Raw genomic sequence first — 21,236 nt, forward strand, 5'->3', positions numbered from 1 at the left:
TTTCCTGTACACTCTCTATTCCCTAGAAGACCACCGGATCCATGAATCTTTTTCAGGTCCGGGCCTATTGTAGCAGCCAGTCCGCATGACTACAGACCGACATCCGAGGAAACCCATGTCAGACCACGCCGCCGACAAGGCTCTCGAAGATCGCTTGATCGATTTTCTCCAGCGCTCACCCTCTCCCTGGCACGCCACTGCGAATCTCGTGACCATGCTGGAGGCGGCAGGATATCGGCCGCTCAAGGAAACTGACAGCTGGAAGTTGTCCCCGGGCGAAAAATATTACGTGACGCGCAACGATAGTGCCTTGATCGCGTTTCAGCTACCGGCATCGTCTCTCGAGACCCTGCGCATGGTGGGGGCTCACACCGATAGTCCGGCCTTGCGTCTCAAACCGCAACCGGCGATTGTCAACAAGGGCTGGCTGCAGTTGGGCGTTCAGGTCTACGGCGGCGCGCTGCTGGCGCCCTGGTTCGATCGTGACCTGGGGCTTGCCGGGCGCGTCCACGTCCGCCGTGCCGACGGGAGGCTTCAGGCAGTCCTGCTCAACGTGAAGGAGCCGGTGGCGATCATACCCAGCCTGGCGATTCACATGGATCGCGAAGCCAACAACGGCCGGCCGCTGAACCCGCAGACGCAGATGGCGCCGCTGTTGATGCAGGGCGGCGATGCCCCCGACCTCGATCGCCTGCTGAAACAGTGGATCGAGCGAGAACACGATCTCGAGGTGGCGGACATCGTCGATTTCGAGCTGGGGTTCTATGATGTTCAGCCGCCTTCGCGGGTCGGTGTCGGCGGCGAGATGATCGCCAGTGCGCGGCTGGACAACCTGCTTTCCTGTTTCATCGGGATCGAGGCTTTGCTGTCGGCCGATGGGCAGCAGGGCGCGTTGTTCGTGGCCAATGATCATGAGGAAGTCGGCAGTGCCAGTGCCTGTGGCGCCCAGGGACCATTTCTGGCCGACGTCCTGCGCCGACTCAACGCTGCGCTCGGCGAGGCGGGCGACGAGGGCTTCGTGCGATTGATCCAGCGCTCCCTGATGATCTCCTGTGATAATGCCCATGCCGTGCATCCCAATTTCGCGGACAAGCACGACGCCAATCACGGGCCAGCACTCAACGCCGGGCCGGTGATCAAGGTCAACGCCAGCCAGCGCTATGCAACCAACAGTACGACGGCGGCGCTGTTTCACGACCTTTGCCGAGAGGCGGATGTGCCCGTACAGCAGTTCGTGACGCGAGCGGACATGGGGTGCGGCAGCACCATCGGCCCGATTACCGCCACGGAACTGGGCGTACCGACCATCGATGTGGGCGTACCGCAGTTCGGCATGCATTCGATTCGCGAGACGGCCGGTACCCGCGATCCGGCGTATCTGATCCGGGCGCTCACAGCGTTCTTCAATCGGCCGGCGCTGATGAACGATTGATTTCGAGCCTGGAGGGGCGAGTGACGGCTCTCGGTGTCAGCCCGTTCCCGATGTTGGTGCTGAAGAGCCGACCTGAATCAGGGCCGAGCGCCGGCTCCCCACTGGCTTCCATGGCGTATTAAGGTCGCCGAAAGCGTTGTCAGGCTCATGACGTGAGGCAGGCAGCCGTTAAGGCCATGCCGGTTGCGGCTCGAGATGGCTCGACAACCGGCACGCCCAGGATCTGCGACAGCGAGTGCTGGAATTGCGGCATCCCAGCACATCCCAATATCAGCACATTGGCCTGATCCTCGTCGCGCAGTTGTCCTCCTATCTCGAGTAAGCGATCCCACGTTCTCTGCGTGTCTTGGAGCTCGGCCACATCGAGACCCAGCGCGCGTTCTCCGGCGAGGCGGGATGTGATACCCATCGCACCCCAGGTACGCCAGTGGCGTGCGATGGAAGTGGGTTGAATGGCAATGACGCCGACCCGCTGGCCCTGAGTCAGTGCAGTCAACATGGCACTTTCACCAATACCGAGCACCGGCAGACTCGTCGCTTCCCTTGCCACGGCCAACCCCGGGTCGCTGAAACAGGCGATCACGAAAGCGCAGGCATTGGCCTCATTGGCCTGTATGAATGCTGTCAGTCGAGGAAGGACTTGGACGATATCCGCCTCGGTCTGAATGCCGGCGGGGGCGTCATGAAGCGTGTGGCTGGTAATGGGTGGCCCACCCGCCAGACGCAGAGGCTCCAGCGCGGCATCGATACCTCGCGTCACGTCGACGGATGAATTTGGGTTGATGACGCAAATACTGCGGGGCATGGCAGGCGCTCTCCCTATGAAGCTTGACCGACAGTCTACCGTGCGTTGGGGTATGGCGTGATTGACGATATGGGGATGGTACTTAACATGAGGTTATGGTTTTTGGCGTGGTTATTGCTTGATGACCCTTAACATCATGTTATTGGTCATGCAGGGGGGCGACCGACATGGCACTCAACCTCCGTCAAATCGAGGTGTTTCGCGCCGTCATGATCGCCGGGTCGATCAGCGGTGCCTCGCAGCTTCTGATGATTTCACAGCCCGCGGTAAGTCGAATGCTTTCCTACAGCGAGCAGCGAATCGGGTTTCGACTCTTCGAGCGGATCAAAGGGCGGCTATATCCCTCGCCCGAAGCGCGTCGACTGTTCCGTGATGTCGAACACGTATACCGTGACGTCCAGCGCGTCAACGCCACTGTTAGTGATCTGGTGCAGCGTCGCCATGGCGTGGTTCGCCTCGTATGCAGTCCAAGCCTTGGTCATCAGCTGGTACCGCAGGCGATAGCGGCCTTTCGGTACCATCATCCACAGGTCCGCGTCAGTCTGGAGTGCACCCGCAACATGACATTGCGGGACCGGTTGCTCGACCACCAGGCTGATCTCGGGATATCCCTCTTTCCCGTCGATCACCCTAATCTCGAGATATCACCGCTGTTCGAGACGCGACTGGTGGGTATCTGTCACCGAGAGCATCCGCTCGCCGCCGAGGAAGTGTTGAACGTCGAGACGCTCTCCCAGCATGCGCTGATTGGCTATGGCGTCGATACGCCCTTTGGTCGATTGGTGCAGCAGCTTCATGACAGCCATGGAATGGTGTACCAGCCGGCGATCGAGGTCGACTCCCCGCACTATGCTTGCGGGCTGGTTCGAAGTGGCGCCGGTATCGCCTTGGTCGACGAGTTCTCGCTACACAGTGACGTCTCCAATGCGCTTTGCGCACTGCCTCTCTCCTACACGCAGACGCTCGAGGTCAGTCTGGTTCACCCGCTTAGCGAACCGCTATCGCAACTGGCGCGAGTGTTCATCGAAGAACTCAATGAGGTGTTTCGGCATCGCTTCTTCGCTTAGGGGGCATATGAAGCCAGCCGAGATCTCTATCGACGCTCTACATTTAACAAAATGTTAATGGGAGACGATAAAAAGGCATGTGACATCAATATCTAATCCTCTCAAAATCTTTCCCAGGTTCGACGTTCGAACGATGCCTGACACCTGATCGGGACAGTAGGCGAGGCGTCATTCATCGAGGCCGCAGCCTGTTCATCAACGTCACCACGGCCCTTGCAGCTTCTCCGCTCTTCCAATAAAGCAACAATGACTGGAGCTGGTATGACATCAACCATGACTGAGAGGCACCGAGATCTTGATTTCGATCTGGTCGTTCGCAATGGAAAAGTGGCGACGGCGAGCGATACCTATCGGGCGGATATTGGCATTATCGATGGGCGCATCGCTGCCATCGCCAATGGACTGCCGACGGGGAAGCGTGACATCGATGCGGGAGGGCGCTGGGTGATGCCCGGTGGCGTCGATAGCCACTGTCACGTCGAGCAGCTTTCGGGGATGGGCCTGATGTGTGCCGACGATTTCTACTCGGCAACAGTCTCGGCCGCGTTCGGTGGCAACACCACTATCATGCCCTTCGCGGCGCAGCATCGTGAGGATCGCGTGCGTGACGTTCTTGAGGACTATCACGCGCGTGCGGTGGAGAAGTCGGTCATCGACTACGCCTTTCACGTGATCGTCACCAATCTAGACGAGCAAACCCTGAACGAAGATCTGCCACAGGCTATCCGTCAGGGCATTACCTCGCTCAAGGTTTTCATGACTTATGAGCGCATGAAGCTCGACGATTATCAGATTCTCGACACGCTGGCGCTTGCCGATCGCGAAGGCGCGTTGGTGATGGTTCACGCGGAGAACAATGATGTCATCCGCTGGCTGGGGGATCGCCTGACCGAACGCGGCTTGCAGGCGCCCAAGTACCATGCGATCGCCCACTGCGGGCTCGCCGAGACCGAGGCCACCCATCGTGTGGTCACGTTGTCGCGGATATTGGAGACTCCCATCCTGATCGTGCATGTCTCCGAGGCCGAAACCCTCGACTGCATTCGTCAGGCTCAGCAGAAGGGAGCGGCCCTCTACGCCGAAACCTGCCCTCAGTACCTTTTCCTGACTGCCGCCGATATCGACAAGCCAGGTGTCGAGGGCGCCAAGTTCTGCTGCAGCCCGCCGCCGCGAGACGAACGCTGCCAGGGCGCCATGTGGCAAGGACTCATGGAGGGCTCACTGAGCCTCTATTCTTCGGACCACGCGCCATATCGATGGGACGAGACGGGTAAGTTGCCGAAGGGTGAAAAGACCGGGTTCCGCGAAATGGCGAACGGTCTGCCGGGCCTAGAAGTGCGAATGCCCTTGCTGTTCAGCGAGGGATACCGCAAAGGCCGCCTGACCATCAATGAATTCGTTGCGCTGACTTCAACCAACCATGCCCGAACCTATGGGCTCTATCCGCGCAAGGGCACCATCGCTGTTGGGTCGGATGCGGACCTCGTCATCTGGGACGAGGCGCGAGAAGTCACCATTACCAACGATCTTCTTCATGACAACGTCGACTACACCCCCTATGAGGGCATGAAAGTGACTGGCTGGGCAGACACCGTGATCAATCGAGGACGCGTCGTTGTCGAGAATGGAGAACTCAAGGTCGACCGTGGAACGGGCGAGTTCTTGCCCTGCGGTCTCCCCGAACCGGTGGCCAAGGCTCGTGCCAATCGCGAACCCGATACGCTGATTCGCAAGCTGGTGGGGCTATCGTCGGGTGCGCAGAATCATGATGCATGAATCGATGTCATCGCTCTCGGCGGCTAGCACCGTGGGTACGAGCAACCCGTTTCCGATACTGGAGCTCATTGGTCTGCGCAAGGTGTTTGGACAGCAAGTCGTGCTGGAGAGTATCGATCTTAAAGTTCGTCCGGGCGAACTCGTGTGCGTGATCGGTCCCTCCGGCTCTGGGAAAAGCACCATGCTGCGGTGCTGCAATCGGCTGGAAGAACCCAGCGGCGGTCAGGTGATCGTCGACGGTACCGATCTGATGGATCGTCGGACATCAATCGATCGAATGCGTCAAAAAATCGGCATGGTTTTCCAGCAATTCAATCTCTATCCGCACTACAGCGCGCTCGGTAACGTGGCGTTGGCGCTGCGGCTGGTCAAGAAAATGTCCCGTGCCCAGGCCGAACTAACGGCGCTCGATGCGCTGAATCGCGTAGGGCTGGGGGAGCGTGCCGGTCACTATCCGCATCAGCTTTCCGGCGGCCAGCAGCAACGTGTCGGCATTGCCAGGGCGATAGCGTTGGGTCCTAAGATCGTGCTGTTCGACGAACCGACCAGTGCGCTGGATCCTGAGCTGGTGGGTAGCGTGCTCGAGGTGATGCGGAAATTGCGACAGATCGGTATGACGATGCTGGTCGTGACCCACGAGATGGCCTTCGCCAGGGCGGTAGCAGACCGAGTGGTTTTCATGGCCGATGGACACATCGTCGAGCAGGGGCCCCCCGAACAAATTTTTCAGTCTCCCATCCAGGAGCGAACCCGGGCGTTCGTCGAGCAGCGCCATTAACAGTAATCGGCTCGCAGAGGGAATCTTGCCTGTTCACGTGGCGGGCGATGCTCGCCCGATGACACCGCATGCAAGCACCCGGCGCGCGGGTTTGCGATATCGACAATACAGTGGGTGTGTCACGGCAAGTCGCCCTCGTTCAAATCTTTCCGACAACGATAAAACAGGAATAACAACCATGTCCTATTGGCGTTTTCTTCAGGATTCGACGCGTATCGCGCGATATGCGACGGTCGGCTGTCTGACTCTGGGTTTCGGCCTCTCGGCGGCGCAGGCAAGCACGCCGGACAGTTACCGCGTCGCTCTCGACGGCACGTTCGCGCCTCACGCCATGCCGACGATGGAGGGGGGCGTTCAGGGATTCAACGTCGACTTGGCCAATGCCCTCGGTGAGCAGATGGGGATGGACATGGAGATCACCTCCACGCAGTTCTCCGGTTTGATCCCTGGGCTACAGGCAGGGACCTACGATTTTCTCATGGCACCGACAACAGTGACCGAACAGCGGGCCGAAAACCTCCTGTTCTCAGAAGGTTATCTCGACACTGATTTCCAATTCGTGGTCAAGAAGGGCGGGCCCAACATTACCGACCTGCATCAGCTCGAGGGAAAAGTCATCGCCGTCAACAAAGGATCGGCCTACGACAGTTGGGCTCGCGAGCACGCGCAGGAGTACGGCTGGCGGGTGGAGGCCTACGGCACCAACAGTGATGCCATTCAGGCCGTCATGAGTGGCCGCGCCACGGCGAACGTCGCCGGCAATACGGTTTCCGCTTATGCCGTGAGCAAAAATCCAGCCATAGAACTCTCCTATCTCGTGGATACAGGGCTCGTCTGGGCCATTCCATTTCGCAAGGATGACACCGAGAACCGGGATCGTGTCGAGCGCGCACTGGAGTGTCTGAAGACGAACGGCGTTATGGCCGAACTCTCACAGAAGTGGTTCGGTTTCGAGCCTGCCGAGGGGGCGACGGTCGTTACGCCGATAGCCGGTTTCGGCCAGCCCGGTTTCACGGGATACGTCGAGGACGATCACGCTTTCTCCTGTGATTGAGTGCCTTGCGTGAGTTTTTCGGAGAAGGCCAAGCGCTGAATTCGAACCGCCGGCCGCCAGCGGGTAGCGGTGGTGGGGTGATCAGCGCTTCATGGGAGAGAGCTCATGGGTGGAGTACAGCAATTTTCGCAGGTGTTCCTCGACCCTGCGATCATCAACCAGTATTGGCCGGCCATCGCCGGGGGCCTACGGGTGACGTTGGGGCTAGCGGCCGCGATCGTCGTGGTCGGCATCAGCGCCGGGCTGTTGCTCGCGTGTCTGCGCTGTGCCGGAATCCGGTCCTTGAATGCGTTAATTATCGCTTTCGCCGACATCTGGAGAGCCTTGCCGCCGCTGGTCGTCATTCTGATCTTCTATTTTGGCCTGCCAGGCATCGGTATTACCTTTTCGGCTTGGATGGTCCTGTTTCTCACGCTGAGCCTGGTCTTGGCAGCCTTCTCCGAGGAGATTTTCTGGGCAGGTATTCGTGCCGTGGATCGCGGTCAATGGGAAGCGGCGAGTGCCAGTGGAATGCGTGCTATCACGGTACTGATCTGGATCGTACTCCCCCAGGCCATGCGAATGTCAATGCCGTCATTGACCAACCGCGCCATCGCCATCACCAAGATGACCGCGCTCGGCACGGTCATCGGTGTTCCCGAGATACTGTATCAAGCATCTAGCGCGCAATCGTTCTCCGGTAGCGCCACGCCATTGACGATGGGAGCGCTGGCCTATGTTGCGCTGTTCCTGCCGTTCGTGATTTTGGGGCGCTGGCTAGAATCGAGAATGAATTGGCGGAGACACTGAGATGGATAATTTCGTTGACCAATTCTTCAATCTCGATTTGATGTGGCAGTCACTGCCTCTGCTCATGAAAGGGCTTGGGGTCACACTACAGATCTGTGTCGTCGTGATCGTGCTGGGCGGGCTGGGTGGGTTGTTGCTGGCGGTCGCCAGTGACAGTCGGCGTCTCTGGCTGCGCTGGCCGACGATCGTCTATGTCGATTTCTTCCGTGCGGTCCCCCCTCTGGTGCTGCTGATATTCGTCTATTCGGGTATGCCGTTCGCGGGGGTGAATCTCTCACCCTATGCGGCTGTGATACTGGCCTTTCTTCTCAATAATTCCGCTTATTACAGCGAAGTCTACAGAGCGGGACTGCAGTCCATACCGCCGGGTCAAATCGAGGCATCCCGCTCAACGGGAATGAGTCGACTGCAGACCATGACCTGGGTGGTGATGCCGCAAGCGGTGCGTAACGTACTACCGGATCTTCTCTCGAATACGGTGGAGGTGGTCAAGCTGACATCGCTGGCCAGTGTCGCTTCACTCGGCGACTTACTCTATCGAGCGGATATGACACGCTCCATGAGTTACAACTCCTCTCCGATCGTGCTAGCAGCACTGATCTATCTGATACTCCTGTGGCCTCTGGTCCGTATGGTGAGCCGATTCGAACGTAAGCAGAGCCAGTGAGCGATCTGGCCGTAGTGCCATTGCTCGTCGTGGCCATGGCGGGGAGTGGGGCGGCGTCCGTCCCACAACGATCGTGATAAAGGCAAGGAAACAGTGATGCGTAAATGGGTAATTGGTGGCGCTCAAATGGGAGCGATTCAGAAGAACGATAGCCGCGAGCGTGTCGTCGAACGTATGGTGTCGCTGCTTGACCAGGCCGTGAAGGAGGGATGCGATCTCGTCGTCTTTCCGGAACTGGCGCTCACGACATTCTTCCCGCGCTGGTACATGGAAGATCAGGCCGAGGTCGACACCTGGTTCGAGCGAGAGATGCCGAACGCCGCCACGCAACCGTTGTTCGACCGCGCTCGAGAGCACCGTATCGCTATCTCGTTCGGCTATGCCGAGCTGACACCGGAAGGGCGCCATTTCAATACTTCCATCTTAACCAACCGTCAGGGCGAGATCGTCGGCAAGTATCGCAAGGTGCATCTGCCTGGGCACGTCGAGTACGACACCGAGCGGGACTTCCAGCATCTCGAGAAGCGCTATTTCGAACCCGGTGACCTGGGCTTCGAGACCTTCGACAACGAAGGCACGCTGATGGGCATGTGCATCTGTAACGATCGCCGCTGGCCGGAAACCTGGCGCGTCATGGGATTGCAGGGGGTCGAGCTGGTGATGCTCGGCTACAACACGCCGTCGGTGAACTCCCAGAACCGAGGGGAGGGACTGGCGCAGCGCCTCTACCACTCCGAGCTCTCCGTCACGGCGGGGGCCTACCAGAATGCGACCTGGGCGGTGGCGGTGGCCAAGGCGGGCGTCGAGGATGGTTTTCCGCTGATGGGCGGTACGATCATCGTCGACCCGGATGGCTTCGTCGTCGCGCGTACCCAGGGGGAGGGTGATGAACTGATCACCGCGGGATGCGATATGGAGCGCTGTCAGTTCGGCAAGAAGACCATCTTCGATTTTGCGCGTCATCGTCGCATCGAACATTACGGGCGAATTACCTCGCAGACGGGCGTCGAGCGCTAGCGGTTGCCGCGATGAAGGCCGCTTTCCCGAGAACGACAATAACGGCAATCGCCGAGGTGCGGACATGATCGAGCGCTACGACACCCTGCTGCGCAATGGCACCGTCGTCGACCCCGCCAACGGGGTGCACGAGATCCGGGACATTGCGCTACGCGACGGAAAAATCGTCGAGGTGGCGTCGTCCATTGCCGGTGGGGCAAGACGCGAGCACGATCTGACGGGGTTGCTGGTCATGCCGGGTATCGTCGACATGCACGTGCATCTCTCGCCCTTTCTGGGTGGAGGATGCGGTCATCGCATGCTGGCGCTGGCGGGCGTGACCACGGCGCTGGATATGGCCGGGCCCATCGAGGGCGTCGTCGATCTGGCGGTCCGTCACGGTTGCGGGCTGAGCATCGCCTGCGTCAACTATCTACGTCCGGGACATACTATCGCCTCCGCCGATCCCGGCCGGGGCGATATCGATGATGCTTTGAGTCACGCCCTGAGCCAGGGCGCGATCGGGCTGAAACTGTTGGGTGGGCACTATCCATTGACGGCCGAAGCGACGGCTCAGGCCATCGCAGCGGCTGCGGGGCACGGTGCGTACGCGGCCTTTCATGCCGGCACGCAGTCGGTCGGCTCGAATATCGAGGGCACGCGGGAGGCGTGCGAACTGAGCGCCGGACATCCGCTTCACCTGGCGCATATCAACAGCTACTGCCGCGGTCAGACCCATGATGCCGTGTCCGAGGGCGAGGAGGCGCTGGCGCTTCTGGCAGCGCATCCGCACATCCGCTCGGAGTCCTATCTGGCCCCCTTCAATGGGGTCAGCGGCGAATGCATCGACGGCGTGCCGGGAAGCCGACTGGCGGCCTTCGGTCTCGAGCGCGGCGGGTATGCGGCCACCAGCGAGGGGATGGCTGAGGCGATTCTGACCGGCTGGGCGCTGGTCAATCTGGAGCGCGACGGCATCATCGAACTGGTGGGCGGGTCAGAGGGGCTGGCCGCCTGGCACGCCTGCGGGTCGCTCATCGGTATCAGTTTCCGCGCCAATCCTCCCGAGCCGCGCCTGCGTCTGGTGACGGCCACGCGGCTTGATGGCCGCTTCGCGGTGGATGCCCTGGCAACCGACGGAGGCGGCATCCCGCGCAACGATATCGTGGCGCGCGGCCTCGCGCTGGTGCACCTCGATGCCTTGAGTCTCGAGGGCTTCGTACGCAAGGCGAGTCTACATCCGGCGAGGATTCTCGGGTTGCGCGACAAGGGGCATCTGGGTGTTGGTGCCGATGCGGATATTACCGTGCTCGATCTCGAACGCCGGCGTCCGGTTTTGACCTATGCCCATGGGCAACGACTGCTCGATGGCGAAGCTGTCGTCGGCCGCGGTGGCCGCTTGGTCACTACGCCGGCGGGCGAGACTGCGGTGCGTGCTGCCGGGCTGGACGCCCTGGTCATCCAGCCGGGCAGCATGCTGAAAACCCCTCAATGACAAGACGTTGGCCGTACCTCGCCATCAGGAGAGCAACATGACATTCGATGTGATCATTCGCCGTGCCCATGTCGTCGACGGTACCGGTCGTGAGTCATTCGTGGCCGATATCGGCGTGAAGGGAGAGCGAATCGCGGCGATCGGTGATCTGGATGCGACTCATGCCGCGCAGGTGGTCGAAGCCCAAGGGCGGTATCTTTCCCCGGGATTCATCGACGTTCATACCCACGACGATAGCTGCGCCATCCGCGAACCGGAGATGCTGCCCAAGATTACCCAGGGCGTGACCACGGTGATCGTCGGCAACTGCGGTATCAGCGCCTCTCCGGTAAAGATCGTTGGCGAGGTGCCGGATCCGATGAATCTGCTGGGAGAGCGCGACGCGTTCTTCTCGACGTTCGAGGCCTTCGCCGAGGCCGTCGAGACGGCGGCGCCGGCGGTGAACGTGGCCGCGTTGATCGGCCATACCACGCTGCGAGCCGGCGTGATGGACCGCTTCGACCGGGCCGCCAGCGACGAGGAAGTGCTGGCCATGCGCCAATCGCTGCGCACGGCGCTGCGTGCCGGTGCGATCGGCCTCAGTACCGGTCTGGCCTATACCAACGCGCGTCAGGCGCCGGCCGGTGAGGTGAAGGCGCTGGTCGAGGTAGTCGGCGAAGAGGGGGGGATCTACACCACCCATATGCGCAACGAGCGCGAGCGACTGTTCGAGGCGATGGATGAGGCCTTCGAGACAGCGCGTCACGGGCGCGTACCGCTGGTGATCTCGCATTTGAAATGCGCCGACGTCGAGAACTGGGGCAAGAGCGAACACGCCATCGAGAAGCTCGAGGCAGCGGCGGCCGAGCAGCCTTGCAACTGCGACTGTTATCCCTATTCGGCTTGCTCGACGACGCTGGATCTGTGGCGCGTCTCGGACGAGTTCGACATCTTGATTACCTGGTCGAAGCCGCATCCCGATCAGGGGCGGCGCCTGCTGACCGAGATCGCCACGGAGTGGGGCGTAGATCTGACCGAAGCGGCAAGCCGTTTGATGCCGGCCGGGGCGATCTACCACAACATGGACGAGACGGATGTGCGTCGCGTTCTGGCGCATCCTCTGACCATGATCGGTTCCGATGGGCTTCCCAGCGACCCCAACCCGCATCCGCGGCTGTGGGGTAGTTTCCCCCGCGTCATCGGTCATTATTGCCGCGATGAAGGTCTGTTTGCCCTCCCGGAAGCGATTCGCAAGATGACGTCGATGTCGGCGGCGCGTTTCGGCTTGACCGATCGCGGCGTGATCCGCGAGGGGGCCTTCGCCGATCTGACCCTGTTCGACTTCGATAACGTGAAAGATGGCGCGAGCTTCGTGGAGCCGACCATACCGGCAGTCGGCATCGATTGGGTGATGGTCAATGGGCGCCCGGCTTGGATCGATGGAAAGGTTCGCCATCGAGCAGGGCGTCTGCTTCGGCGTGAAGAGATAATCGAGTAGCTTGCCGTGGCTTAACACAAGGTTATGCCACGCTGACGAATAAAGCATAAGACAGGCGTGTACTGTATCGCTGACTATTTTTGGACGCTCGGTGACGAGCTTGTGACTACAACGATAACGAGGTTTACCCCATGCCCTTGATGAACCCGCAATCCCGCCAGTGGCGTCAACTGATGTCTGCGGCCGCCGTGACTTTGGTTCTTGGAGCTGGCACGGCTGTGATGCCCGGTACCGCCGCCGCCGCGGAAACGCTGACTTATGCGACCAATACCGCACCGAATGGCCTGCGCGGCGCCGCCGAGAAAGGCTTTCTGGATGCCTTGAGTGAGGTTTCCAACGGCGAGATCGAAGTGGTGCCTTATTGGGGGGCGTCGGTCATGCAGGGCGATGAAATTCTCGGCGGTGTCAGCAACGGTGTCGCTGACATGGGCTATATCAACATCAATTACTATCCCAATCGGCTGTTGCTGAATGGGGCGTTCCAGCTGTTTCCCGCCGGCCCCGAGAACTACGCGGACATCATGTCGGTTTACCATGATGTCTATGATCAGGTACCCGAGCTAAGCGAGGAATTCGCCAGGCAGGGCCAGCACATCATCTATATCTACCCCTATCTTCCCTATGCCGGTGTCTTTCGCGAACCCGTGACGTCGTTCGATGATTTCCAGGGCAAGCGGGTGCGCGCTTCCAGCCAGTGGATGCTCAATCTGCTGGGCGATCTGGGGGCAACGCCGGTATCGGTTCCCTGGAGCGACACCTATCAGTCCTTGCAGTCAGGTGCCATCGACGGGGTCTTCACCAATTACGACAGCCTCAACCGCACAGGCATGGACGAGGTCGCGCCGAATGTCCTGACGTCACGCCGCTTGTGGTTGGCGGTCCCCATGATCCTTACCGTCAATCAGCGCAAGTGGGATGCGATGTCGGCAGAGATGCAGGACTGGTTCGAGCAAGCCGCGGCTCGGGCGGAGAAGACCTTTGGTGACTATTACGCCAATGAGTTCGATCGCATCGTCGAGGTACAGGAGGCTGCCGGCTATACGGTGACGGCCGCCTCTGCCGAGGATATCGAGAAATTCGTCTCGTTGCCGGCAGTGGAAAGCAATCGACAGACCTGGATCCAGAGTGCCGAGGATGCGGGTGCGGAGAATCCCGCGCAGATCATCGAAAAGATGAAAGCGATCATCGATAACGGTTCGTCGGTCAGCGGCTCATGAAGGGTAAGCCGAACAGTAATGCACAAACGCATCCCGGGACCCGGCAGCCCGGCGCGGGACCGGGCATTCACCAGGCGCGCAAACCGCGCCTGATGACCCGGCTCAATCAGAGCCTGGCCGAGTTGTGCGGGTGGCTATTGATCGTGGTGGTGCTGTTCATGATCGTCGATCTGGTGGCTCGAGGCTTTTCGCGTCCTCTCTACGGCGTCTCGGAACTGGCCATGTTCACGATGATCGCGGTCGTATATCTCGGCCTGTCGCACGCGGAAGAACGGGACGCGCATATTCGCGTCGAATTCTTGACGGATAAGCTTGGCGGCCTCGCCGCACGCCTGCTGACGGGATTCATAACGCTGGTTTCGCTCGTGACGGTAATCATCGTGGCGTGGGCCGTGTGGACCAACGCGGTCAATGCCTGGGAGAGCCGCCAGGCGATTGCCGGGCCCCGCCCGATCCTGGTTTATCCGGTCAAGTTCGTGATGTTCGCCGCGCTGGTGCTTTACGGGCTACAGCTGTGTCGCCGGCTGGTGGCCCAATTCCGATTCAAGCGTCCGTGAAGACCGAGAAGCTTGCGCCTTTTGGGTTTCCGACGTTTCTACTACTACGGATATCATCATGGACTTCACGCTAGTCGGCGTCGTCGGTGTCGCGGCATTACTGATACTTCTCGTGCTTGGCGTTCCCTTGGCCATCAATTTCCTGCTGGTCGCTTTCGTCGGAATCGCCACGCTTCTGACCCCTTTCAGCGCCACTTCGCTACTGGGGGATACCATGTACACGGCGATCGCTTCGCCGACCTTCACGGTGCTGCCGTTATTTGTCTTGATGGGAGCGCTGGCGGCGGCCAGCGGCTTCGCCGAGCTGGCCTACAAGGGGTTGCATCGCGTGACCGCGCGGATTCCCGGCTCGCTGGCCGTCGCGACGGCTTTCGGCAGCGCGGCGTTCTCGACCGTCTGCGGTTCCTCTTTGGCTACCGCTAGCGTGTTCGGGCGTATTGCCTATCCGGAGATGCGTCGTTATCAGTATGACAAGCGCTTCGCACTGGGCAGTATCGCCTGTGCGGGCTCGTTCGCGGCGATGATTCCGCCCAGCGGCATGTTCATCCTGTTCTCCATCTTCACCGGCGTACCGGTAGGGCAGCTTTTCATCGCCGGCATCGTGCCGGGCGTACTGACGGCTGTCGTCTACGCGATCTCGATTGTCTGGCGCGCCAAGCGCAATCCGGCACTGGCGCCGATGCTGGAGGAGGAGCACCGGATCATGCTGAGGGACCGTGTACGCGGTATTCTTGATCTGTGGCAGATCCTGCTGCTTGGCGGGGTCGTCATCGGGGGCCTTTACGGTGGGCTATTCACGGCGACCGAAGCCGGTGCGGTCGGGGCCCTGGGAGCGATCATTCTGGGCGTGGCGACCGGGCCCCTGCGCTCGCTCGACAAGCTGCGCGGGGCGCTGAGGGAGTCGGCAGGGATCACCACGACGCTATTTTTCATTATCGTCGCGGCGCTGTTCTTCAGTCGATTTCTGGGGTTGACCCGAATCCCGTTCGAGATCACAAGCTTCATGACCTCCTGGGACGTGCCCTCATGGATGGTCCTAGGACTGATTCTGGTCATCTGGTTCCTGATGGGGATGGTCGTGGTGCCCGCAGCGGCATTCGCGTTGACGCTGCCGATCGTGTTCCCGATCGTGGTAGAGCTAGGTTACGAGCCTATCTGGTTCTGTATCATTGCCATGAAGATGTGCGAAATTGCAGGGGTAACGCCACCCGTGGGGCTCAACGCCTTTGCGCTGGCCGGGGCTGCTGGCAAGGAGGTCAAAATCAGTGAGGTCTTCGCGGGTGTCTGGCCTTTCGTGGCGTGCGATCTGATCATTCTTGCACTGCTGCTGGCGTTCCCCGCCATTTCGCTGTGGCTGCCGCAGAGTATGATGTAGCGGAGCGTGATGCCGTGTCGCCATGACGGAGAGGGCTCCGTCACTATCTATTCATCAGAGACAAGACAATATGCTCAAGACTCCCTATTTGCTGTTCCTGGGCGACGTGCCCGACCCGCTGTCCGCCAAGGTCGCTCAGGGCATTCGCGACTGGCGCCCGGAGTATGCGTTAGGGCAGTACCGGTTACCCGGATGCCAGGCGGATATGAAACTGCCGGATCTCGATATCGACGCGGCTGTGGCGCAAGGTGTCAGGACGCTGGTGATTGGCGCGGCCAATCGCGGTGGGGTGATCTCCCGCAGTTGGATCGCGGTGCTCAAGGAGGCACTGGCTGCCGGCATGGATATCGCTTCCGGCCTGCACAATCTGCTGCGTGACGAACCGGAGCTGGTCGAGGCGGCCGAAAGACATGGCGGGCGCTTGATCGATGTGCGCGTCCCCCAGGTCCAGTATCCGATCGGCGACGGCAAGAAGCGCCATGGCAAGCGCTGTCTGGCTGTGGGTACCGATTGCTCCATCGGCAAGATGTACACCGCACTGGCGCTGGATATCGCCCTGCGCGAGCGCGGCGCCAACTCGAGCTTCCGCGCCACCGGCCAGACCGGCATCCTGATCACCGGCGAGGGCGTGCCACTGGATGCCGTCATCGCCGATTTCATGGCGGGTTCGATCGAGTGGCTGACGCCGGACAACGACGACGACCATTGGGACATCATCGAAGGGCAGGGCAGTCTTTTCCACCCTTCCTATTCCGGGGTCACCATGGCATTGATTCACGGCGGACAGCCGGATGCGCTGATTCTGTGTCATGAACCGACGCGCACGCACATGCGCGGGTTGCCGCATTACCAATTGCCGACGCTCGAACAGCTGCGCGATACGGCGCTGCCGCTGGCACAGGTGGTGAATCCCGGATGCCAGGTCGTCGGTGTTTCGGTGAATACCTCCGGCATGGCGATCGACGAGGCCGATCGCTATCTGGCGGCACTGGAAACGCGCATGGGGTTGCCCTGCGTCGACCCCTACCGCCAGGGCGCGGATCGGCTGGCGGAGGCGGTGTTGGCATGCTGACACTGAGCGTCGAGGAGCAGGTCTTTCCGCTCGCCGAAGTCTTTACCATCTCGCGTGGCTCGCGTACCGATGCGCGAGTCGTGGTGGCGACATTGAGCGATGGTGTTCACACCGGACGGGGCGAGTGCGTACCTTATGCGCACTACGGCGAGTCGGTCGACAGCGTGATTGCCCAGATCGAGTCGATGCGTGAGGCCCTGGCAGAAGACATGGATCGCCTCGCGCTGCAGTCGCGACTGCCGGCCGGTGCCGCTCGCAATGCGCTCGACTGTGCGTTCTGGGATCTGGAAGCCAAGCGCAGCGGGTGTCCGGTCTGGCAACTCGCCGGGCTGTCAGCGCCGGTGGCCGAGATCACGGCCTTCACATTGTCCCTGGATACGCCCGATGCCATGCGCGAGAAGGCCAGGCTCCACGCCGCCCGACCGCTACTCAAGTTGAAGTTGGGCGGAGAGGGCGACATCGAACGCCTGCGAGCGGTGCGCGAAGGCGCCCCCGAAGCACGGATCATCGTTGACGCGAACGAAGGTTGGGACCGTGACACCTACGCACGTCTGGCGCCGGTGCTGTTGGAGCTGGGCATCGGCATGGTCGAGCAGCCGCTACCGGTTGGGAACGATGCGCCGCTGGCGGAGATCGAACGGCCGCTACCGGTCTGCGCCGACGAGGCGTGTCATGATCGCACGTCGCTACCCGATCTGGTCGGCCGCTACGACATGATCAATATCAAGCTCGACAAGACCGGTGGTTTGACCGAAGCTCTGGCGCTCAAGCGCGAGGCGCTGGCGCAGGGGTTCGAAGTGATGGTGGGCTGCATGGTGGGATCGTCGCTGTCGATGGCGCCGGCACTGTTGGTGGCCCAGGGGGCGGCCGTGGTCGATCTCGATGGGCCGCTGTTGCTGGCCCGGGATCGCGAGCATGGCATGCGCTTCGACGCCGAGGGTATCCATCCGGCTTCACCACGCCTGTGGGGTTGACGAGCCACGTCGCGCAAGAATCGAGACAAGAGAAATGGATGAAATGACTCAGCGCACGGTGTACGTGAATGGGGAGTATGTCGCGGAGCGGGACGCCAGAGTATCGATCTTCGACCGGGGATTCCTGCTCGCCGATGGTGTCTACGAGGTTTCGTCGGTGCTGGAGGGCAAGCTGATCGACTTTCCCGGCCACATGGGGCGTCTGAAACGCTCGGCCGCGGAGCTCGAGATGGCGCTCCCGTGGGATGAAAAGGCGCTGCTGACGATCCATCGCGAGTTGATCCGGCGCAACGCGCTCGCGGAGGGCATGGTCTATCTACAGCTGACGCGGGGCAGTGCCGGTGATCGCGATTTCGGTTATCCCGATACCGATACACCGCCTACGCTGGTGCTGTTCACCCAGGCCAAGTCGCTCGTCGATAGCCGCAGTGGCAGCGAAGGCATTCGTGTCGTGACGCAACCCGACTGGCGCTGGGCGCGGCGTGACATCAAGACGGTGCAGCTGCTCTATCCCGCCATGGCAAAGATGGCGGCGAAAGCGGCCGGCGCCGACGACGCCTGGATGGTCGAGGACGGCATGGTGACCGAAGGGGCGTCGAACAATGCCTGGATGCTGACGCACGATGGAACGCTGGTGACGCGCGAGCTCTCCCACGCCATTCTGCCGGGCATTACCCGAGCCGTCGTTCTGGAGATCGCCGAGGCGCTGTCGTTGCGGGTCGAGGAGCGGGCGTTCAGTGTCGAGGAAGCGCAAAGCGCCAAGGAGTGCTTCGTGACGTCGGCGTCCTCGTTCGTGACGCCGGTCATCGCGATCGACGACGTCTCGATCGGCGACGGATGCCCCGGCGAGGTGGCCCGGCGCTTGCGAGCGGCCTATATCGAGGAGAGTCGTCGACGCGCAATTTGAGCCACCGTCGCGGCCGACTTGAACGAGTCAGCCGATCATTATGGAGCCGAAAACGACAAAGCCCGCCGATCATGAGAGCGGCGGGCTTTTCGCGATATCTGGTGGCTACGCCCTGATTCGAACAGGGGACCCCATCATTATGAGTGATGTGCTCTAACCAGCTGAGCTACGTAGCCTGAAGGGCAACCCGTGGCGCCCGACAACGGTTGCGAATACTACCATAACCCGATGAAACGTCAACGCTTTTCGAAATCCATACGCAGCTCGAAGGCGTCGATGTCTAGACGTTGAAACGGAAGTGCATCACGTCACCGTCCTGGACGACGTAGGCCTTGCCTTCGAGACGCCACTTGCCGGCTTCCTTGGCGCCGTTCTCGCCGCCCAGCGCCACGAAATCTTCATAACTGACCACTTCGGCGCGGATGAAACCCTTCTCGAAGTCGGTATGGATGACGCCGGCCGCCTGCGGTGCGGTGGCGCCGATCTTGACCGTCCACGCCCGGACCTCCTTCACGCCCGCGGTGAAGTAGGTCTGCAGGCCCAGCAGGCCATAGCCGGCACGAATGACGCGGTCGAGCCCGGGCTCCTCCATGCCCATCTCTTCGAGGAACATGGCGCGCTCCTCGTCCTCGAGTTCGGCAATCTCCGCTTCCAGCTTGTTGCAGACTGGCACGACGACGGCATTTTCCTGGGCCGCGATCTCGCGCACGATATCGAGATGCGGGTTGTTCTCGAAGCCGTCTTCGTTGACGTTGGCGATGTACATCGTCGGCTTGAGCGTCAGGAAGCCGAAGCTGCGTAACTGGTGCTGTTCGTCGGCGTCTAGGCCGAAACTGCGCAGGGGCTGGCCTTCGGCCAGATGTGGCTGAATTCGATCCAGAAGCGCCTTGGTGGCGATCGCCTCCTTGTCGCCACCCTTGACCACGCGCGTCAGACGCTGGATCGAGCGTTCGACGGCATCGAGATCGGCCAGCGCGAGCTCGAGGTTGATGGTTTCGATATCGGCGGTGGGGTCGACCTGGTTGGCGACATGGATGACATTGTCATCCTCGAAGCAGCGCACCACATGGGCAATAGCATCTGTCTCGCGGATGTTGGCCAGGAACTGGTTGCCCAGACCCTCGCCCTTGGAGGCGCCCTCGACCAGGCCCGCGATGTCGACGAACTCCATCGTGGTCGGCACCACTTTTTCCGGCTTGACGATCTCGGCCAGCTTGTCGAGACGCGGGTCGGGCATCGGCACGATACCGGTGTTGGGTTCGATGGTGCAGAAGGGGAAGTTCTCGGCATCGATGCCGGAGCGCGTCAATGCATTGAAGAGAGTCGACTTGCCGACGTTGGGTAGGCCGACGATGCCGCAATTGAAACCCATGGCTTGGTCCTGAAGGAATGTGAATCTGAACAAGGCTATGCCGGAGACTCGCTTTCGAGGGCGAAAGGGCAATCGTGAATGGCGGGCATTCTACGGGAGACGGGCTGTTCCGGCCACACTCTTGGCCTCGCTTCGAGCGTCGAGCGAATTAGGCGGGCTTGAAACTGTGCAGACGATTCATGGCCTTGGCCCAGTCGCCGGATAGCGCATCGGGGAGGGTGGCGATGATCTCGCCGATGGCATCATCGATGGCCTGACGCTCGGCTTTGCTGGGTCGACCGAGGACATAGTTGGTGACGAGCTTGGCACTGCCCGGATGGCCGATGCCGATACGTAGGCGGTGAAAGCCGTTGCTACCCAGCGCGCTGGTGATGTCGCGCAGGCCGTTGTGTCCGCCGTGTCCGCCGCCCGTCTTGTAGCGGGCGCAGCCGGGGGCGATATCGAGTTCGTCGTGAGCGACGAGAAGCTCGTCCGGGGCGATCTTGAAGAACTGGCACAGCGCGGCCACGGAGGCGCCGCTGCGATTCATGAAAGTAGTCGGGTTGAGCAGATGGAGGTCCTGCCCGTCCAAACGGATCCTGGCGTGAAGACCCAGGAACTTGCGTTCGGGACGCAGCGTTTCCGCTGCATCCCGGACGAGTTGCTCGACCAGCCAGGCGCCGGCATTGTGGCGGGTGTCTTCGTACTCCGTTCCCGGGTTGCCGAGACCGATGATCGCTTTCACTGCGCCCATGTCGCCTGCCTGTCCTGATCGCTAAGAGCTGGCTTACTCTTCGCCTTTCTCTTCTTTCGGCTCGCCATCTTCGTCGACGCCTTCACCGGCGACTTCGTCGTCACTGGCGACAGTCGGGTGGGTCACGCTGACGACACCGGCGTCGTGCTCTTCGCCATGGCTCAGTTCGACCAGTGTCACGCCTTCCGGAAGCTTGATGTCGGAGAGGTGGATAGTCTCGCCCAGGCCCAGATCGGCGACGTCGACTTCGAGGTATTCCGGCAGCTTGGACGGCAGACAGCTGATCTGAACGTCGTTGTTCAGGACGTGGAGAACGCCACCTTCGTCCTTGACGCCCTTGCACGACTCTTCGTTCACGAAGTGCAGCGGGACGTTCATCGTCAGCTCGTGAGTCGCATCGACACGCATGAAGTCGGCATGAGTGACCAGCGCCTTGTACGGATGACGCTGAAGATCACGGATGATGACCTGTTCGCTCTTGCCGTCGACGTTGATATCGATGACCGAGGAGAAGAACGCCTCGTCTTCGATTGCCTTGTAGAAGGCGGGCTTGTCGATGGTGATCGGCTGCGGTGCCGTGGTGCCACCGTAGATGATGGCGGCGACCTGTTCGTTCTTGCGGCGCAGGCGGCGGCTCGCACCTTTCCCCAGCTCCTTACGAACGTTGGCGGTCAGTGTGTAATGGGACATTGATTG

General features: G+C 61.0%; 20 protein-coding genes and 1 tRNA gene. 16 read left to right on the forward strand and 5 right to left on the reverse strand.

Annotated elements, in window-relative coordinates:
* Positions 1-115: 115 nt before the first annotated feature.
* Positions 116-1,432 (forward strand): M18 family aminopeptidase, encoded by a 1,317-nt coding sequence (locus tag F0A16_RS06730; RefSeq protein ID WP_149434638.1) that lies wholly within the window; start codon positions 116-118, stop codon positions 1,430-1,432.
* A gap of 145 nt (positions 1,433-1,577) precedes the next feature.
* Here F0A16_RS06730 and F0A16_RS06735 read toward each other — a convergent pair whose 3' ends face one another.
* Positions 1,578-2,237, reverse strand: coding sequence for an aspartate/glutamate racemase family protein (locus F0A16_RS06735; protein ID WP_149434639.1), 660 nt, complete (start codon positions 2,235-2,237; stop codon positions 1,578-1,580).
* 167 nt (positions 2,238-2,404) lie between these two features.
* On the opposite strand from F0A16_RS06735, the gene F0A16_RS06740 reads away from it, so the two are divergent.
* The 15 genes from F0A16_RS06740 (at position 2,405) to F0A16_RS06810 (ending at position 18,435) form a co-directional block, all read left to right on the forward strand.
* Positions 2,405-3,304: a LysR family transcriptional regulator gene (locus F0A16_RS06740; RefSeq protein ID WP_149434640.1), complete on the forward strand. Its 900-nt coding sequence runs from the start codon at positions 2,405-2,407 to the stop codon at positions 3,302-3,304.
* A 213-nt stretch (positions 3,305-3,517) separates the two neighbouring features.
* Positions 3,518-5,080 carry a dihydropyrimidinase gene (gene hydA / locus F0A16_RS06745; protein WP_239023737.1) on the forward strand — a complete coding sequence of 521 codons (1,563 nt, stop codon included), beginning with the start codon at positions 3,518-3,520 and terminating at the stop codon, positions 5,078-5,080.
* On the forward strand, positions 5,070-5,858 hold the full coding sequence (locus F0A16_RS06750; RefSeq protein ID WP_338100598.1) for an ATP-binding cassette domain-containing protein: 789 nt from the start codon (positions 5,070-5,072) through the stop codon (positions 5,856-5,858). The genes hydA and F0A16_RS06750 overlap by 11 nt, the downstream gene beginning before the upstream one ends.
* A 25-nt stretch (positions 5,859-5,883) precedes the next feature.
* Complete coding sequence (locus tag F0A16_RS06755) at positions 5,884-6,912, forward strand: transporter substrate-binding domain-containing protein (RefSeq protein ID WP_223119727.1); 1,029 nt, start codon at positions 5,884-5,886, stop codon at positions 6,910-6,912.
* A gap of 105 nt (positions 6,913-7,017) precedes the next feature.
* Entirely contained in the window at positions 7,018-7,701 is a 684-nt protein-coding gene (locus F0A16_RS06760; RefSeq protein WP_149434641.1) for an amino acid ABC transporter permease, read from the forward strand.
* Position 7,702: 1 nt separating this feature from the next.
* A complete protein-coding gene (locus F0A16_RS06765; protein ID WP_149434642.1) occupies positions 7,703-8,368 on the forward strand; it encodes an amino acid ABC transporter permease in 666 nt (221 codons plus the stop codon).
* A 96-nt stretch (positions 8,369-8,464) separates the two neighbouring features.
* On the forward strand, positions 8,465-9,385 hold the full coding sequence (locus tag F0A16_RS06770) for an N-carbamoyl-D-amino-acid hydrolase (protein WP_149434643.1): 921 nt from the start codon (positions 8,465-8,467) through the stop codon (positions 9,383-9,385).
* Between the two features lie 64 nt (positions 9,386-9,449).
* Entirely contained in the window at positions 9,450-10,856 is a 1,407-nt protein-coding gene (locus F0A16_RS06775; protein ID WP_149434644.1) for an amidohydrolase family protein, read from the forward strand.
* A 37-nt stretch (positions 10,857-10,893) separates the two neighbouring features.
* Positions 10,894-12,333 (forward strand): N-acyl-D-amino-acid deacylase family protein, encoded by a 1,440-nt coding sequence (locus F0A16_RS06780; protein WP_149434645.1) that lies wholly within the window; start codon positions 10,894-10,896, stop codon positions 12,331-12,333.
* A 131-nt stretch (positions 12,334-12,464) separates the two neighbouring features.
* Positions 12,465-13,550, forward strand: a complete 1,086-nt coding sequence (locus F0A16_RS06785) for a TRAP transporter substrate-binding protein (RefSeq protein ID WP_149434646.1) — start codon at positions 12,465-12,467, stop codon at positions 13,548-13,550.
* A complete protein-coding gene (locus tag F0A16_RS06790) occupies positions 13,547-14,107 on the forward strand; it encodes a TRAP transporter small permease subunit (protein ID WP_149434647.1) in 561 nt (186 codons plus the stop codon). Before F0A16_RS06785 ends, F0A16_RS06790 begins: the two co-directional genes overlap by 4 nt.
* Before the next feature lie 58 nt (positions 14,108-14,165).
* The gene (locus tag F0A16_RS06795) at positions 14,166-15,482 is read left to right on the forward strand and encodes a TRAP transporter large permease (RefSeq protein ID WP_149434648.1); all 1,317 of its coding nucleotides are present in this window, start codon (positions 14,166-14,168) and stop codon (positions 15,480-15,482) included.
* 70 nt (positions 15,483-15,552) lie between these two features.
* Complete coding sequence (gene dgcN / locus F0A16_RS06800) at positions 15,553-16,554, forward strand: N-acetyltransferase DgcN (RefSeq protein ID WP_149434649.1); 1,002 nt, start codon at positions 15,553-15,555, stop codon at positions 16,552-16,554.
* On the forward strand, positions 16,548-17,528 hold the full coding sequence (dgcA, locus tag F0A16_RS06805) for an N-acetyl-D-Glu racemase DgcA (RefSeq protein WP_149434650.1): 981 nt from the start codon (positions 16,548-16,550) through the stop codon (positions 17,526-17,528). The genes dgcN and dgcA overlap by 7 nt, the downstream gene beginning before the upstream one ends.
* A 34-nt stretch (positions 17,529-17,562) precedes the next feature.
* The gene (locus F0A16_RS06810) at positions 17,563-18,435 is read left to right on the forward strand and encodes a D-amino-acid transaminase (RefSeq protein WP_239023738.1); all 873 of its coding nucleotides are present in this window, start codon (positions 17,563-17,565) and stop codon (positions 18,433-18,435) included.
* A gap of 99 nt (positions 18,436-18,534) precedes the next feature.
* Here F0A16_RS06810 and F0A16_RS06815 read toward each other — a convergent pair.
* The 4 genes from F0A16_RS06815 to F0A16_RS06830 all read right to left on the reverse strand — a co-directional run bounded on the left by F0A16_RS06815 (position 18,535) and on the right by F0A16_RS06830 (position 21,230).
* Positions 18,535-18,611 (reverse strand) — tRNA-Met (locus F0A16_RS06815).
* A 104-nt stretch (positions 18,612-18,715) separates the two neighbouring features.
* Positions 18,716-19,807, reverse strand: coding sequence for a redox-regulated ATPase YchF (gene ychF, locus F0A16_RS06820; RefSeq protein ID WP_149434651.1), 1,092 nt, complete (start codon positions 19,805-19,807; stop codon positions 18,716-18,718).
* A gap of 148 nt (positions 19,808-19,955) precedes the next feature.
* Positions 19,956-20,540, reverse strand: a complete 585-nt coding sequence (gene pth / locus F0A16_RS06825) for an aminoacyl-tRNA hydrolase (RefSeq protein WP_149434652.1) — start codon at positions 20,538-20,540, stop codon at positions 19,956-19,958.
* A 33-nt stretch (positions 20,541-20,573) separates the two neighbouring features.
* On the reverse strand, positions 20,574-21,230 hold the full coding sequence (locus tag F0A16_RS06830) for a 50S ribosomal protein L25/general stress protein Ctc (protein ID WP_149434653.1): 657 nt from the start codon (positions 21,228-21,230) through the stop codon (positions 20,574-20,576).
* Between the last annotated feature and the right edge of the window lie 6 nt (positions 21,231-21,236).

Source organism: Salinicola corii (genome assembly GCF_008298015.1).
In the GTDB taxonomy this organism is placed as follows: Bacteria; Pseudomonadota; Gammaproteobacteria; order Pseudomonadales; family Halomonadaceae; genus Salinicola; species Salinicola corii.